Source organism: Haliscomenobacter sp. (genome assembly GCF_965225875.1).
GTDB lineage: Bacteria > Bacteroidota > Bacteroidia > Chitinophagales > Saprospiraceae > Haliscomenobacter.
The window spans coordinates 1,167,165-1,182,945 of the sequence record NZ_CBDDBS010000003.1 but is presented as its reverse complement, the minus strand read 5'-3'; the positions used below and the strand labels follow the sequence as shown (position 1 = coordinate 1,182,945).

General features: G+C 47.1%; 12 protein-coding genes. 3 read left to right on the top strand and 9 right to left on the bottom strand.

Annotated features, from left to right (window positions below):
• Nucleotides 1-13 precede the first annotated feature (13 nt).
• Genes ACO08K_RS25085 through ACO08K_RS25075 form a run of 3 tightly spaced genes read left to right on the top strand, consistent with a single transcriptional unit; the run spans nt 14 to nt 3,631 of the window.
• Entirely contained in the window at nt 14-1,279 is a 1,266-nt protein-coding gene (locus ACO08K_RS25085; protein WP_421799234.1) for a serine hydrolase domain-containing protein, read from the top strand.
• Nucleotides 1,280-1,297: 18 nt separating this feature from the next.
• The gene (locus ACO08K_RS25080) at nt 1,298-1,987 is read left to right on the top strand and encodes an SIR2 family NAD-dependent protein deacylase (RefSeq protein WP_421799233.1); all 690 of its coding nucleotides are present in this window, start codon (nt 1,298-1,300) and stop codon (nt 1,985-1,987) included.
• 36 nt (nt 1,988-2,023) lie between these two features.
• A complete protein-coding gene (locus tag ACO08K_RS25075; RefSeq protein ID WP_421799232.1) occupies nt 2,024-3,631 on the top strand; it encodes a GMC family oxidoreductase in 1,608 nt (535 codons plus the stop codon).
• Between the two features lie 5 nt (nt 3,632-3,636).
• Here the strand turns inward: ACO08K_RS25075 and ACO08K_RS25070 are convergent, their stop codons facing one another.
• From ACO08K_RS25070 to ACO08K_RS25030, 9 genes are all read right to left on the bottom strand, one after another.
• Nucleotides 3,637-4,527, bottom strand: coding sequence for an MBL fold metallo-hydrolase (locus ACO08K_RS25070; protein WP_421799231.1), 891 nt, complete (start codon nt 4,525-4,527; stop codon nt 3,637-3,639).
• 94 nt (nt 4,528-4,621) lie between these two features.
• On the bottom strand, nt 4,622-5,719 hold the full coding sequence (moeB, locus tag ACO08K_RS25065) for a molybdopterin-synthase adenylyltransferase MoeB (RefSeq protein ID WP_421799230.1): 1,098 nt from the start codon (nt 5,717-5,719) through the stop codon (nt 4,622-4,624).
• A gap of 206 nt (nt 5,720-5,925) precedes the next feature.
• Nucleotides 5,926-6,963 (bottom strand): hypothetical protein, encoded by a 1,038-nt coding sequence (locus ACO08K_RS25060; protein WP_421799229.1) that lies wholly within the window; start codon nt 6,961-6,963, stop codon nt 5,926-5,928.
• Between the two features lie 50 nt (nt 6,964-7,013).
• Complete coding sequence (locus tag ACO08K_RS25055) at nt 7,014-8,900, bottom strand: propionyl-CoA synthetase (RefSeq protein WP_421799228.1); 1,887 nt, start codon at nt 8,898-8,900, stop codon at nt 7,014-7,016.
• 118 nt (nt 8,901-9,018) lie between these two features.
• Entirely contained in the window at nt 9,019-10,923 is a 1,905-nt protein-coding gene (acs, locus tag ACO08K_RS25050; RefSeq protein ID WP_421799227.1) for an acetate--CoA ligase, read from the bottom strand.
• 98 nt (nt 10,924-11,021) lie between these two features.
• Nucleotides 11,022-11,681: an NAD(P)H-binding protein gene (locus ACO08K_RS25045; RefSeq protein ID WP_421799226.1), complete on the bottom strand. Its 660-nt coding sequence runs from the start codon at nt 11,679-11,681 to the stop codon at nt 11,022-11,024.
• A 12-nt stretch (nt 11,682-11,693) separates the two neighbouring features.
• Nucleotides 11,694-12,884 carry a fumarylacetoacetase gene (gene fahA / locus ACO08K_RS25040; RefSeq protein ID WP_421799225.1) on the bottom strand — a complete coding sequence of 397 codons (1,191 nt, stop codon included), beginning with the start codon at nt 12,882-12,884 and terminating at the stop codon, nt 11,694-11,696.
• Nucleotides 12,885-12,905: 21 nt separating this feature from the next.
• Nucleotides 12,906-14,063 carry a homogentisate 1,2-dioxygenase gene (locus ACO08K_RS25035; protein ID WP_421799224.1) on the bottom strand — a complete coding sequence of 386 codons (1,158 nt, stop codon included), beginning with the start codon at nt 14,061-14,063 and terminating at the stop codon, nt 12,906-12,908.
• 49 nt (nt 14,064-14,112) lie between these two features.
• Nucleotides 14,113-15,780, bottom strand: coding sequence for an FAD-dependent monooxygenase (locus ACO08K_RS25030; RefSeq protein ID WP_421799223.1), 1,668 nt, complete (start codon nt 15,778-15,780; stop codon nt 14,113-14,115).
• Between the last annotated feature and the right edge of the window lies 1 nt (nt 15,781).

The window sequence follows — 15,781 nt, the reverse complement described above, 5'->3', positions numbered from 1 at the left end:
AAAAATAGTTGTCATGCGTTTGATTATCACTTTTTGCATTGTTTACTTTTGGTTAATTGACCTTAGTCTAGGCCAGGCCAATGCATTTTTACCTGCCAAAACTGCGGAAGAAGCAGGATTCAACACGGCTCGCTTACAAAGAATAGATGACTTATTAAATGGCTTCGTTCGGGAGGGCAAAGCCCCCAATGCAGTGACTTTTGTGGCGCATAATGGAAAAATAATCCATCATAAAGCATATGGTTACTCCAACTTGGAACAAAAAACAGCGCTAAAAAAGGACGACATTTTTCGCATTGCGTCCCAAAGTAAATTGGTAACTTCCATTGGGATTTTGATGTTATTGGAAGAAGGCAAATTGACGCTGGATGACCCGCTAGACCAGTATCTACCAGAGTTTTCTAATCCTGTAGTGCTGACCAAACATGATCCAGCTACCGGGAAATACGAAACCCGCCCGGCAAAAGGTCGCATTACCCTTCGGCATTTGTTGACTCACACCGCCGGAATACCCTATGAGCATCCACTGGATCAGGTTCCGGAATTTAAACTGCCTTTTTTTTGTTCCACTGAGGCAGAGCGACTGGAAGACGGGATTAAAAAACTGGCTGCCAGACCACTTTTACATGATCCTGGTGAAAAATTTACCTATGGGCTGAATACGGATATTTTAGGTAGAGTGATAGAAATTGTTTCCAAAAAACCGTTGGATGTCTTTTTTCAGGAAAGAATCTTCAAACCATTGGGGATGAACGATACCTATTTTTACCTGCCAACTGAAAAAGCAGGGCGGCTGGTGGAACTGTATTCAAAAGGAAGCGCTGGAGGTACTTTAAGCCTAAATGAAAATCGAACCTATCGCAATTTTGCCATTGAGGGAGCCAAAACCTATTTTTCAGGCGGCGCAGGTTTGGTGAGTACCATTGAAAATTACGGCCGTTTGTGCCAATTTGTACTCAACCAGGGCACTTTTAATGGCCAACGTTTGTTGAGTCGAAATACTACATCCCTGTTTTTGCGCAACCAAATTGGCGACCTAAAAGTATGGGACCGCAATGATGGATTTAGCCTGGGCTTACAAGTGATTTCGGAACAAAGTCACTATGGAGACAATGCAACGCCGGGTGCAGTAACCTGGGGTGGGATGTATTGTTCGGAATACACCATTGACCCCAAGGAAAACCTGATTATGTTGGTGTTTACCAACGTTCACCCCTATGCGCATTATTCAGAATTTGTCCGTAAATTTCGGGTGGCTGTTTATCAAGCCCTCAAATAAAAATCCTACTAAATACCCATGAGAAAAGAAAAAATTGTGGTCCTCTCTGGTGCCGGAATGAGTGCCGAAAGCGGCATCAGTACTTTTCGTGACGCCAATGGACTTTGGGAGCAACACGACATTATGGAAGTGGCTTCCATCGAAGGTTGGCGTAAAAACCCGGGTTTGGTGCTTAATTTTTACAACCAAAGACGGCAACAACTCAAGACGGTGGAACCCAACGCGGCGCATCGAGCTTTGGTTGAATTGGAGCAAAAATACGAAGTGCATATTGTCACCCAAAACGTAGACGACCTACACGAACGAGCGGGCAGTAGCTCCATCATCCACTTGCATGGGGAATTGCGCAAAGTCCGTAGTTCGGTGCATGAGAACCTGATATACCATTGGGAGGATGACCTGAATCTGGGTGACCTTTGTGAAAAAGGAAAACAACTGCGGCCACACATCGTCTGGTTTGGAGAGATGGTACCTCTAATCACCGATGGTGCTCTGCTGGTGGGTGAATGTGATCATTTGATCATCATTGGTACTTCCATGCAGGTGTATCCAGCGGCGGGTCTGGTGGATTACGCGCCGAGTCGTGCGCCGATTTATTATGTTGATCCCAAACCTAGTTTGGCCACTCAATTGTATCCTGAAGTGAAAATAATTGCTGAAAAGGCCAGCACCGGAGTACGCAAACTGGTGGATGAGCTTTTGGCATAACCTTGTTTTGAAACTGGTCTTTTAACTCTTGATCGCATGACTTACGACTACATCATCATTGGAGCAGGCTCGGCGGGTTGCGTATTGGCCAACCGCCTGTCGGCTAATCCTGAAAATAAGGTCCTATTGCTGGAAGCTGGTGGACCGGATCGCAAACTGGAAATCCACATCCCGGCGGGTTACGCCAAACTGCACCGTTCGGAAGTGGACTGGGGTTTTGAAACCGAACCTCAGGCGCAGTTATACGACCGTCGCGTATATTTACCCAGGGGCAAAACCCTGGGAGGTTGTAGCTCGACCAATGCGATGGCTTACATTCGGGGCAATCATGAAGACTACAACGATTGGGCCAAATTGGGCAACCTATCCTGGGGTTTTGATCAGGTTTTACCCTATTTTAAACGCTCTGAGCACAATGAGCAGTTGGCGGAATTGGATCCAAAATACCATGGCCAGGGTGGTTTGCTCAATATAACGTATAATCAAAAATACCGATCCGCAGCCGCTGAAGCGTTTGTGGCCTCCTGCAAAGCCTTAGGAATACCGGAAAATCACGATGTAAATGGCGCTGAACAGGAAGGGGCGGGATATTTTCAATTTAGCATCAAAGACCAAAAAAGGCACAGCACGGCCACTGCTTTTTTAAAACCAGCCTTTTCCCGGCCCAACTTACAGGTGATTACCCAGGCGCAAACCCAGCGCTTGCTGATCGAAAAAGACCGGACCGTAGGTGTGGAGTTTTTACAAGCTGGGAAAACCCTTCAAACTGCCAAAGCAAACCGGGAAGTCATTTTGTGTGCGGGCGCTTTTCAAAGTCCGCAATTATTGCTCCTTTCGGGCATTGGGCCAGTAGAGGAACTCAAAAAATGGGGAATTGACTTGAAAAAAGCCTTACCAGGAGTAGGTCAAAACCTGCAAGACCATTTATTTGTCAATGCTTCGGCCATTACGCATACCAAAGGACTCAATCACGCACTGAAGCCGCTAAGCCAGTTGCAGTATTTACTGCAATACGCCATTTCAAAATCCGGCCCCATGACCATCGGCCCATTGGAGGCAGTTGCATTTACCAAGGTTTTAAAGGACAATGATCGGCCGGATTTGCAATTGCATTTTGCGCCCATCCAGGCGGATTACAATACGGATCTGCACAATTGGAAAACCCTACCAACGGTAGATGGTTTCAGCATTCTGCCTACCTTACTTAAACCCAAAAGCCGGGGTTATTTGGGTTTGCGATCAGCTGACCCCAATGCGGCACCACTGATTCAGCCCAATTTTCTTAACGAAGAGCAGGACCTGGAAATATTGGTGGAAGGAATAAAATTGGCTTTGGAATTGATGGACCAAACTCCTTTAAATTCTGTCACGAAGTCAAGTGTGACCCCGCCCGCCAAAGGCGCTTCAGAAGAGGCCATCATCGAACACATCAGGCGCCGGGTAGAAACGGTTTACCACCCCGTCGGAACCTGCAAAATGGGCTCCGACGAGATGGCAGTGGTGGATGAAGAATTACGAGTGCATGGGATCGAAGGCCTACGAGTAGTAGATGCATCGATCATGCCGACCATTGTATCGGGGAATACCAACGCCCCGGTTATCATGATTGCTGAAAAGGCAGCAGATTTGATTTTGGGGAATTGATGGGTTTACTGTTCCGTCTTCTTGGCCCAATACCGCAACAAACCCGCCACACTCATGTGCGCAGGGTTGGCGGCGGCATATTTTTCCAAATCAACCGGTGTAGCGCCACCCTCTACCAATTGTTGCTGTACGTATTGCTCAAATATGGGAATGATCGTTTCCGCCGGGGTTTGATCTTCATAATAAGGTTTGATCCAATTGGCCCAATCCAATAAATGCCGTTCCAGGTCCAACAAATGATTGGTGATATCCGCTCTGACCAATCCAAAATGGGTAAGGTACAATTCGGCTGGTTTTAAACTAGACAACAAACGAATGGACTGCAACCAATCTTCGACGTTGATGTCTGGCGGGGGGCAAGGGGGAACCACAAGTCCTGTTCCAATTTTAACTCCTGCCACGTCACCAGTGAAAATTTTGTCGCCAATTTGCCAAACCAGGTGATGCACTGCATGCCCTGGGGTGTGCCAGGCTTTGAGGTTTATTCCATCCAAATAGATGGTTTCACCATGTGCCACTACGCGCAATTGAGCCTGCGGGATTGGTTTCATTTCTCCCCACATCACATCCATTTGGTCCAAATAAATGCGCCGGGCAGAATTGACCAATTTCTCAGGATTGTTCATGTGCTTTTCGCCGAAGGGGTGCAGGTAGATGGTTGCGCCATGTTGAGCAAAAGCCCAGGCGGCGCCAGCGTGGTCAAAATGGATATGGGTGATAAAAACGTGTTTGATGTCGGCAGGAGTGTAGCCATGTCGGGCTAACCCTGCTTCCAAGGCTGGAAAGGTGGAATAGGGACCAGTTTCGATCAAAATTGGACCACTATCAGTTTCAATCAAAAAAACAGCGATTGCTTCCGAAGCGCCCAGAAATTGAAGGTCGAGGATATTGATCATAAGTTGGTTTTGTTGGGCTAAAGATAGTGTGCTAATAGGCTAATCTGCTACTATCGTGATGTGTTAATTTCTTTGTATGCTTTTTCAATGTACATCAGTTCATTATCAAATTGTACAGGTGTTGCCAACCCATTTGCCGCTGGAGAAGCAGAATGGCTTCTTTGCTACGAGCTCCACTTTGGCAATGGATGACAACCGGGTGTTGTCGATCAATTTTGTCCAGATTTTCCATCAATTCGCCTAGGGGGATTAGCACCCCACCCAGGTTATAACGGGCGTATTCTTCCGGTTGACGTACATCGATGAGCTGGAAACTGTGTCCCTGAGCACGCCAATTTTCCAACTCTTCCATTGCAATGGTCGGAACTTCCAGTTGAGATGGTGTACAGTAATAACTCGTTTCGCGTAAGGTGGTGACCGGGTAAGGTTCCTGAGCGATCAATTTGATGCTGCGGGTACTCATACTGGCTGCATCAAAAAGGAACAGTTTTCCCACCAACGGCTCACCGATACCTGTAATGATTTTGATGACCTCATTGGCCTGGATGCTTCCAATGATTCCTGGAAGAACCCCCAGGACTCCTCCTTCTGCACAAGAAGGTACCGTGCCAGGCGGCGGCGGTTCGGGGTAAAGATTTCGGTAATTGAGTCCGCGTTTGCCATCGGGGAAGGGGAAATTAAAAACCGAAACTTGCCCTTCGTACCTGAAAATGGAGGCGTATACGTTGATTTTTCCGGTTAGTACACAAGCGTCGTTGACAAGGTAACGGGTAGGGAAATTATCGGTCCCATCTGCTACCAGGTCATATTCGGCGATGATTTCCAAGGCATTGTCAGCATTTAAGGCATTGTCGTAAACCTGAACTTCCACATGTGGGTTTAAAGCCTGAACGCGTTGTGCTGCAGTATGGGCTTTAGATCTACCCAAATCCTCGGGCGTATAAAGGATCTGGCGTTGTAAATTACTGAGGTCGATGGTGTCAAAATCCACAATGCCGATCTTACCTACTCCTGCCGCAGCCAGGTAGAGTAGGAGAGGAGAGCCCAGTCCGCCAGCCCCCACAACCAGGACTTTTGCCGCCTTCAGTTTTTGCTGGGCAAGCAAATCAAAATCAGGTAGAGCCAGGTGTCGGGCGTATCTTTGCTCCTCCACTGCCGTTAACCTTGGTAAAACCTCCGATCCGTAAATCATAGTGCAACTTTAGACGAAAGAGAAATATTTTTTTTATATAACAAAAACTTTGATTAATTTTACCTCAGCGCAAAGAATTGACCAGGGTTTGACGATTTCATCGAGGGTTTAATGGGGTCTGATTCTGAGCACTTGCAACACCACAGTAACGTATAATCGGTTTTTGGGATAGCCTCTTTCCGCATTCGGGGGAGGCCTTTTTTTTTCTACCGATGGTATTTCATCGTCAACAAATTGATATTGCTCACCACAATTTGTCCCATCGTAAAACACTTGTCAAAAATGTCATTCTTGTGGTGATAAATCAGTTCTTCCCGTAATTGCTGGATTTTTTCAGAAGGAGCGATGTCATCGGCCATCATGGTTTGGAAAAAAAGTGCAGTACGATTGGGTTGTGTTTTCATTCGGACTGCCATCAAACTACGTTCTTCCAATTGATACTGTAAAACAGATTCAGGCGCCATGTTGTTGATGCCTAAAAAGATAATTGGGTTGTTTTCCCTGAAATATTGGGGGAGATAAAAACTTTTACGCCCCTCATAAGATTGCTGGTCAAAATCAATGGCGCGCATGCGGTATTGGTTGCCTTCGATATCAGGGGTGATGTCTACCACGTAGTTGTATGAACGCATATCCCCCAAAAGCCGGGCAAAACAACGTTCGTTAAATTTTACAAACTCCTTGGCGATCCGGGTTTTGTTAAAAACGGATTCATTCAAGTGGCGTTTCATAAAATCATCCCCCGGTACCCCGGCAATGTGTTCTTCGATCAGGGTGCTGCCACTCACGATATAAATCATGGTATTGGGTGAAAGAATGTCTTCCAGTTCCAGTCCATACACCCTTGAAGCATCCGCCTTTTTGACGTAAAAGTGATCGTAATTGTCATTGATGCGGTTGATGATGCGGATGCGGAAAGGTTTGGAATTGCCAAAATTGCAGTAGTCGATCCGGGCAATGGTCAGGTGGTCTAACAATTCCACGTTGCCATCTACCTTGAGGAGCGAATAGATGTACTTCAGCGCCTGGAAAATTTCCTTTTGATCGTACTCAGGATAATACACTGTTTCCCAAAGGGTGTCGTTGCCTTCTTGATCAATCAGGGGTATCGCAGTATTGTAGCGTAACAAATCGGCGTATTGCAATGGCAGGTCAGCCGCACGATTGTATTTGTTCAAATACTCCAGCAAGTGTTCCTGAATGGGGTAGACCTGTTTTTTTTGAGAAGGCACATTTCCTTTCATACATTTCTTTTTGGGGCGATAAAAAAATAAGTGATCATTTTGCCCCACTACTATTGCACTTTCATGTCCACCATGATTGTGGTGAGCTCACTGAGTACGCTGGCATCTTCAATGGTAGAGGGCGTGGCGTATTTTTCACCATCAGCAATGTGTCGCATGATTTTACGCAAAATTTTGCCAGACCTAGTTTTAGGCAGGCGGGGTACCAGCATCACCTTTTTAAAACAAGCAATGGGACCAATTTGATTTCGAACCATCTCAACCAGGTCTTGTTCCAGGTCTGCCTCATTGATATTTGCATTGGATTTGAGCACCACAAAGCCCACCGGAACCTGCCCTTTTAATTCCTCTTTTACCCCAATTACGGCACATTCTGCCACTGCAGGGTGGGCTGCTACAATTTCCTCCATCTCGGAGGTAGAAAGCCGATGGCCCGCTACATTGATTACATCGTCGATGCGGCCAGTGATGAAAATATAGCCCTCTTCGTCGGTGTAGCCTCCATCCCCAGAAAAGTAATATCCGGGGTATGCCGCCAAATAAGACTTGATGAACCGCTCAGTGTCGTTCCACAAGGTGGGCAAACACCCCGGAGGCAAAGGTAATCTGATCACTACTGCTCCTTCCTGGTTTGGGGGCATACTCTCTCCTTCGCTGTCGACTACCCGGATATCAAAGCCCGGAACTGGTTTGGTAGCCGAGCCAGGTTTGATGGGCAACAATTCCACATTGACCATATTGGCCAACATGGGCCAACCGGACTCGGTTTGCCACCAGTGGTCGATAACCGGAATGTTCAATACGGATTTTGACCATTCTAAAGTGGATACGTCACAACGTTCGCCAGCCAAAAACAAGTACCGGAGAGAAGCTGTATCATATTCCTGCTTCAATTTGCCTTCGGGATCTTCCTTTTTTATGGCTCGAATGGCAGTTGGTGCTGTGAAAAATACATTGACCTGGTATTCCTCAATCATGCGCCAAAATGCACCTGCGTCAGGGGTTTTGATGGGTTTTCCCTCGTATAACACAGTAGTAGCTCCCATGATCAAGGGGCCATAAACGATGTAGGAATGCCCCACTACCCAGCCTACATCGGAGGCTGCCCAAAATACTTCGCCGGGTTCAATGCCATAGATGTATTTCATGCTGAATTGCATGGCAACGGCATGTCCGCCGTTTTCGCGTACGATGCCTTTGGGGGCACCCGTAGTGCCAGAGGTATAAATGATGTACAGCGGATGGCCTGCATTTAAAGGAACATAATCTGCAGGTTTTGCGCTCTTCAACAATGTTTCCCAATCGTAGTCCCGACCACTTTTGAGTGGTGCCTGATATTGTTCTCGTTGATAAACAATCACACTGGACGGTTGAAATACTGCTTCATCTAGGGCCTCATTGATGATCGTCATGTAGTCTATGACCCGGGTGAATTCAATTCCACAACTGGCAGTAAGCAGCACTTTGGGTTTTGCATCCTCAATCCGGATCGCCAGCTCGTGGGCGGCAAACCCGCCAAAAACTACTGAATGAATGGCTCCCAGGCGTGCACAAGCCAACATGGCAATGACCGCTTCGGGAATCATTGGCATATAAATGATTACCGTGTCTCCTTTTTGCACCTTTTGACCTTTAAGGACTCCGGCAAAAAGTTCAACCGCTTGCAGTAGTTCCAAATAGGTGTAAACGCTCTTGCTGTTGGTAACCGGAGAGTCGTAGATCAGAGCAGCCTGATCGCCCCGGCCTGAGGCTACATGGTGGTCCAGGGCGAGATAAGAGGTATTGAGCATTCCATCCTGATACCAACGGTACAATTTATGCTCATCTTTAGAAAGGATACTTTCAGGAAATTTGAACCAGTGAATCAATTTGGCTTGATCCCCCCAAAATTGCTCCGGTGAAGCTAAACTGCGTGCATGAAATTCCTGGTAAGTCATGGCAAGAGTGTTTTTTTGGTGATGGGGATTTTAGGGGAATTCAAAAGCCTGTTAAAGGTGTGCCACGTCGGCACTGGTGCTGGTACAAGTCTCCAGACTTGTACCAGCTAAGCCTAGCTTAAAGCTGCGCCGCCCCACTCTTGATTTCCTCTACTACCTCCGGATTGAGGAGCGTGGAAACGTCACCAAGATTTGAAGTATCCCCTTCGGCTACTTTGCGCAAAATCCGGCGCATGATTTTGCCAGAACGGGTTTTGGGCAAACCACTCACGATTTGTATTTTATCAGGTTTGGCAATGGGACCAATTTCTTTGCTCACCACATCCAATACCTCTTTGCGGAATTTGTCTTCATCGCTGACCGGGTCGGTCGTAATGACGTAAGCATAAATACCTTGACCTTTGATGTCGTGGGGATAACCAACTACTGCGGATTCGACCACTCCTGGGTGTTGATTGATGGCATTTTCTACTTCCGCCGTTCCCAATCGGTGGCCAGATACATTGATTACATCGTCTACTCGACCGATGATGCGGTAATACCCATCCTTGTCGCGGCGTGCCCCATCACCAGTGAAGTACATACCTTTTATGGGACTAAAGTAGGTTTGGCGGCAACGTTCGTGATCCCCATAGGTCGTCCGCAAAATGGAGGGCCAGGGGAATTTCATACACAACAAACCTTCCACATCGTTTCCTTCAATTTCTTTTCCTTCGGAAGTGGTTAAACAAGGTTGAACCCCTGGCAAGGGTAGGGTAGCGTAACAGGGTTTGAGCGGGGTAATGCCCGCCAAGGGGGAAATCAGAATCCCTCCCGTTTCGGTTTGCCACCAGGTATCCACGATAGGGGCTTTCCCTTTTCCAATTTTATCATTGTACCAGCGCCAGGCTTCTTCATTGATGGGCTCGCCCACACTGCCAAGTACCTTGATGCTAGCCAAACTGTGCTTTTCTACCCAGGAATCGCCTTGAGCCTGTAGGGCCCGAATGGCAGTAGGCGCGGTATAAAAATGGGTAACCTGGTGTTTGTCGCAGATTTCCCAAAAACGACCCGCATCAGGATAAGTAGGTACCCCTTCAAACATGATGGAAGTAGCTCCACTCAATAGCGGCCCATAAACAATGTAAGAGTGGCCGGTGATCCAGCCAATATCGGCAGTACACCAATAGATGTCACCATCCTGAATCTGAAATACATTGCGGAAACTGTAAGCGGTGTACACCATATAACCGCCACAGGTATGGACAACTCCTTTGGGTTTGCCCGTAGAGCCGGAAGTATACAGGATGAAGAGCATGTCTTCGGAGTCCATTGCGGTAGCGGGACAGTCACTGGATTGATGGTCGACCTCATCGTGCCACCACTTGTCTCGTCCAGCTTGCATGCTCACAGGATCTTCTACACATTGATACACCAGTACGGTTTCCACCGAACTACAACCCATGAGTATGGCTTCATCAACCACTTTTTTGACTGGAATATGTTTGGCTCCACGGCTGTTGTAATTCGAGGTGATCACCATTTTACATTCAGCATCCTTGATGCGATCCGACAAAGAGTGAGCCGAAAAACCTGCAAATACCACCGAGTGAATGGCACCAATTCGTGCACAGGCCAGGATGCCAATGGCCAGTTCAGGCACCATTGGCATGTAAAAACACACCCGATCCCCTTTTTGAATGCCATTCGCTTTAAGTGCATTTGCGGCCTTACAAACCTCGGAATGGAGCTGGCGGTAAGTGAAACTGCGATTAGGGGCCTCGGGGTCGTTGGCTTCCCAGAGGATGGCAACTTGGTCTCCCCGGGTGGCCAAATGGCGGTCCAAACAGTTTTCAGTGATGTTGAGCTGTCCTCCAAGAAACCATTTTACATCGGGGTCCTCAAAATTCCAGTCCAATACTTTATCCCAGGATTTGCGCCACTGAAAGGTTTCAGCTTGTTCTGCCCAAAATGCTTCAGGATGGTCAACTGCGCGTTGGTAGGCCGCGTGGTATTCTTCAAGGGTACGGATTTGCAGAGTCATGTTGCAGGTAATGTTTGATGGGTAAATTTAAGTGCTGTGCCTGAACAAGCAAAAGATTTATTAGAAAAAGAGCGCTAGTGAAGGTTGAAAAAGCGCTTTTAAACAGCCAGGCTGAGCATTTCTGCGTAAGTATAAAACTCCAGGCCTGGAGTTTCTTTTTTTGCCACCGCAATCATGGCTTTTGCGACCATTTTTACATCAATGGCTTTGTAGGGTTTGGGGATCATAAAACCCAAAACACCCATCAAAGCCTGTCCAACCTTTTCTCCGAGCCGAAATTCTGCTCTTTCTCCCAGCAACATCGATGGGCGAAAAACGGCAACGGAGGGGATTCCCAAGCTGCCAACTTTCTCTTCCACTTCACCCTTAAGCTTTAAGTAAAAATTGGAACTCTGGCTATTGGCACCAATAGAGGAAACCAGAAGAAACTTCGGACATCCGGTAGCCACGCAAAATCGGGCTGCATTTACAGGAATGTCGTAGTCAATTTTGCGATAGGCGACCATGTCGCTGTTTACCTGTTTGAGGGTGGTCCCTACCGAACAAAATACCACGTCGCTCCCTGCGATGGCAGCCTGGTAGGCCACTTCATCCCCAAAATCCAGCTGGATGAGTTCTATCTTGGGGTGAACAAATTTGAATGGGCGGCGCACCAAAACTTTGATCTTCCTAAAATCAGCATCATCGATCAACTGTTGTAAAATTTGACTGCCAATCAATCCAGTTGCTCCGATGAGTGTTGCCGTTTTTCGTTCCATTGTTTGTCTTTTTTATCGTGCGGGCAAAACCGTCCCACGAACTTCACCAAAATCAACCCTGATTCCATCTTTCGCTGCGAATCCTTTGATGATGACGGTATCACCATCTTCCAAAAAACTACGAGTAGTCCCATCGGGTAATTGAAGGGGTTTTTTACCTCCCCAGCTCAGTTCTAACAAAGATCCAAAACTATCTGGATTTTTACCCGAAATGGTACCAGAAGCCAAGACATCCCCTACATTTAAATTACAACCATTGACGGTGTGGTGGGCGATTTGTTGGGCTACGGTCCAATACATGTTTTTGAAATTCGAGCTGGAGATTTTTACTATTTCTCCCTTAGGTAGTTGGAGGTAAACTTCCAGTTGTACATCAAAATTTCTATGCTGTTGCTCCTCTAGGTAGGGTAAAACGGCTGGATTTTGCACTTCGGCAGGCACCCGGAACGCCTCCAGTTCTTCGATGGGAACTACCCAGGGAGCCAGGGAAGACATGAAATTTTTGCCTAAAAATGGCCCCAATGGCACATATTCCCAACGCTGGATATCGCGGGCCGACCAGTCGTTGAAAAGAGCAAACCCAAAAACATGTTCCTCGGCTTTATTCACATCTATGGCTTCGCCGATTGGGTTACCTTTGCCAATAATGGTAGCCATCTCCAACTCAATATCTACCCTTTTGCTGGCCCCGAAAATCGGTAAAGTTGCATCCGAAGCATTGATTTGTCCTTTGGGCCGGTGGAAATTGGTGCCTGAAACAAAAATTGAACTGGCCCGCCCATGGTAGGCTACCGGCAGGTGTTTCCAATTGGGCAACAAGGCCTTGTCAGGGTCACGAAACATTACCCCAACATTATAAGCATGCTGCTCGCTGGAGTAAAAGTCGGTGTAATCACCAATTTTGACGGGCAGGTGTAATTTGACCTCATTTTCTGGATACAAAAAAGCGCTCAACTGCTTATTTGGCTGTGCAAACAATTCCCCCAATCTGGCTCTAACTGCATTGGTTTTAGCTTTGCCCAGGCCAATAAAGTCATTCAAAAAATCTTGACGGAAAATCGATTTTTTGATCCCCAAATCACCGAAGTAACCGGCCTCAGCCAAAGCATATAAGTCTACCACCTGGTCCTTGAAGCGAGCAGCCAGGCGTTTTTTTTGTCGTCCTTTGGAAAAAATGCCAAAAGCAAAAGCGTATGTTTTCATTACGGACATCTCATTTGCGATTTACTCCAACCAACTTTTGTAATATTTTCCATCATCGATTTTTAGCGCAGCTTCGGTAATGGAAAGCGGGCGGAAAGTATCGATCATCACGGCCAGTTCTTCGGTTTTGGTTTGGCCGATGCTGCGTTCATAGGCACCTGGAGCAGGCCCGTGCGGAATCCCGGCGGGGTGAAGGGTGATGTGCCCTTGTTCGATGTTGTTCCGACTCATAAAATCGCCATCTACATAGTACAGCATTTCGTCGCTGTCAATGTTGGAGTGATTGTAAGGGGCTGGGATGCTTTGGGGGTGGTAATCGTACAAACGGGGGCAAAACGAGCAGACTACGAAGGCCTTGGTCTCAAAAGTTTGATGCACTGGTGGTGGCTGATGCACCCGCCCGGTAATGGGTTCAAAGTTATGGATGGAAAAGCCATAAGGGAAATTGTAGCCATCCCAACCTACCACATCGAAAGGATGGGTAGGGTAGAGCATTTCGTACAACATCCCTTGTTTTTTGATTTTGATGACAAAGTCACCTTTCTCATCGTAGGTTTCTAAGTCTTGCGGCAGCTTGTAATCCCGCTCGCAAAAAGGCGAATGCTCCAGCAATTGCCCAAACCAGTTGCGATAGCGCTTAGGGGTATAAATGGGATGAAAACTCTCGGCGTACAGCAAGCGGTTGTCCTCCCCATCAAAATCGATCTGGTAAATCATCCCCCTGGGAATGAGCAGGTAGTCGCCGTATTCAAAGGGGATATTGCCCAATTGAGTGCGCAGGGTACCTTTGCCCCGATGGATGAACAGCAGCTCATCAGCGTCGGCATTTTTGTAAAAATAGCTTCGCAAGGATTGTTTGGGTGCGGCCAGGCCAATGTGGATGTCGCTGTTGACCAGTAGCGGCGTTCGGCTTTGCAAAAAGTCGTCCTGAGGATCTATTTCAAATCCCTTCAGCAGCCGGGCCTGCATACTTTTTGCTACGGCGATTTTAGGCGAAATGTCGGTTTCGGAAAAAATTTCCTTCACCATCGTTGGCCGGTGCACCTGGTACAGCAGCGAGGACATTCCGTCAAAGCCAATGGTGCCAAAAAGTTGTTCGTAGTACAAGCCCCCGTCGGCTTTGCGGAATTGGGTATGCCGTTTGGGGGGGATTTTTCCAAGTTTGTGGTAGATTGGCATATGGTTAGGAGTTGAAAAAGTTTATGGCCACCTGCGGTGGAATTTGGTTTTAACTGGAAATTATTCGTTGTGTTACGGCAGCATCAATTTTTTCCTGTTCAGTTTCTTCCCAGATATTGATTGCGGCCAATTCGCCCGACAGATAAGTATAGTGCAAAAGGAGCACCACATCAAGAGAAAAACGTTTCCAACGCCCCAAAACGTACTGATCAGGTGTAATCAAATAGGCAGCTCCGGGACTCAGTTCGTATTGCTCGATCAATGCTGCGTTTGTCACTGAGTCAATGTTTAAAATGTGGATTCCATTTTGTTCCAAACGTTTTTGTTCGCTCTGGCTCAAAGTTTGGTTTGAGATAAGGAGCGTAAAATGGTAGCCCATTTGGTCAATTAAAAAACTACCCTCGTTTTCCCAAGGGCAATCAATCAAAGCCCGCCCCGGTGCCACCTCCTGCTTGCTCCAATCGCCTTCTACAGAACCAGGATACTTCCCATAAACACAAGGTACACTCAAGCGACCACAATTGATCTGTTTTTTGGCGAGAGGATCGGTTTTGGCTTTTTCCAAAATGCTGTTTCGGTAAGCAAGAGCTTCTTTGGAGGGGGGAGCGATAAAGAGGTTGGATGCCCCGGTACAGGTGATGTTCTGTTGGGCAGCGGCAGTTCGCTCGGCATTGTAGGTTTCCAGTATTTTTTCGCTGGCCTCTCCATTTAGGATTTTGGCCAATTTCCAACTCAGGTTGTCGGCGTCTTCAATGCCACTGTTGGCACCTCTGGCGCCAAATGGGCTTACCACATGCGCAGAATCTCCCACAAACAAGATGCGATCATGCACAAAACGATCCAACATTTTGCTACTAAAGCTATAAATGCTGGTCCAATCGAGTTCAAATGGTCGATCACCCACCACACTTTTGATTTTTTGGCGAAAGAAATCCTGGTCTTGAAGGATCGAATTGTCCACTTTTTTGCCCAGTTTAAAATCCAAACGCCAAAGATTATCGGGTTGTTTGTGCAGGAGGATACTTTGGCCCGGAGCAAACGGAGGATCGAACCAAAACCAGCGTTCTGCCGGGAAATCAGCTTCCATTACAAAATCGGCGATCAAAAAACGCTCTTCAAATTGTTCACCTTTTAGTTCCAAACCTAATAAATTCCGGGTTGTGCTCCGGCTTCCATCGGCAGCAATCAGGTACCTGGTTCGCAAAATGTAATTCCCGGATGGGGTTTCAATGCTTAGTTCGGTATATTCAGGGCACTGTTGAATGGCTAGCAACTTATTCAACCAGCGAACTTCAATGTTAGGCTCCTTCAGCACCGCTTCAATCAAATACTGCTCTACGTAATATTGCTGCAAATTGATGAAGGCGGGATATTTGGAGCTTTTATTGGGCAACAAGTCAAAGCGATCGATTTCCATATCGCGGAAAAAAATCCGGCCTACATTCCAGCGCACCCCTTTGCTGAGCATGGTTTTGGCTACGCCCAATTTGTCGAAAATCTCCAGGCTTTTTTTGGAAAAACAAATCGCCCGGCTACCTACGCTCACCTGATTGTTGTCGTCCAGGAGCAGTGCTTTAATGCCTTGTTTGGCCAAAGCCAGAGCCATGGTCAAACCTACCGGTCCCGCACCAATGACCACGGCATCGTGAACAAAGCCAGTTTCTCCACCCAATTCGGGTGGCGCTACAAATGGATAGCTTTGGTAGGCATAACTCATT

Excerpts from the sequence above, each read along its gene's own strand:
- ACO08K_RS25080 (WP_421799233.1), top strand. The coding sequence starts at position 1,298 with ATGAGAAAAGAAAAAATTGTGGTCCTCTCTGGTGCCGGAATGAGTGCC.
- moeB (WP_421799230.1), bottom strand. The coding sequence starts at position 5,719 with ATGATTTACGGATCGGAGGTTTTACCAAGGTTAACGGCAGTGGAGGAG.
- fahA (WP_421799225.1), bottom strand. The coding sequence starts at position 12,884 with ATGAAAACATACGCTTTTGCTTTTGGCATTTTTTCCAAAGGACGACAA.
- ACO08K_RS25030 (WP_421799223.1), bottom strand. The coding sequence starts at position 15,780 with ATGAGTTATGCCTACCAAAGCTATCCATTTGTAGCGCCACCCGAATTG.
- ACO08K_RS25060 (WP_421799229.1), bottom strand. The coding sequence starts at position 6,963 with ATGAAAGGAAATGTGCCTTCTCAAAAAAAACAGGTCTACCCCATTCAG.
- acs (WP_421799227.1), bottom strand. The coding sequence starts at position 10,923 with ATGACTCTGCAAATCCGTACCCTTGAAGAATACCACGCGGCCTACCAA.
- ACO08K_RS25075 (WP_421799232.1), top strand. The coding sequence starts at position 2,024 with ATGACTTACGACTACATCATCATTGGAGCAGGCTCGGCGGGTTGCGTA.
- ACO08K_RS25035 (WP_421799224.1), bottom strand. The coding sequence starts at position 14,063 with ATGCCAATCTACCACAAACTTGGAAAAATCCCCCCCAAACGGCATACC.
- ACO08K_RS25045 (WP_421799226.1), bottom strand. The coding sequence starts at position 11,681 with ATGGAACGAAAAACGGCAACACTCATCGGAGCAACTGGATTGATTGGC.
- ACO08K_RS25070 (WP_421799231.1), bottom strand. The coding sequence starts at position 4,527 with ATGATCAATATCCTCGACCTTCAATTTCTGGGCGCTTCGGAAGCAATC.
- ACO08K_RS25085 (WP_421799234.1), top strand. The coding sequence starts at position 14 with ATGCGTTTGATTATCACTTTTTGCATTGTTTACTTTTGGTTAATTGAC.
- ACO08K_RS25055 (WP_421799228.1), bottom strand. The coding sequence starts at position 8,900 with ATGACTTACCAGGAATTTCATGCACGCAGTTTAGCTTCACCGGAGCAA.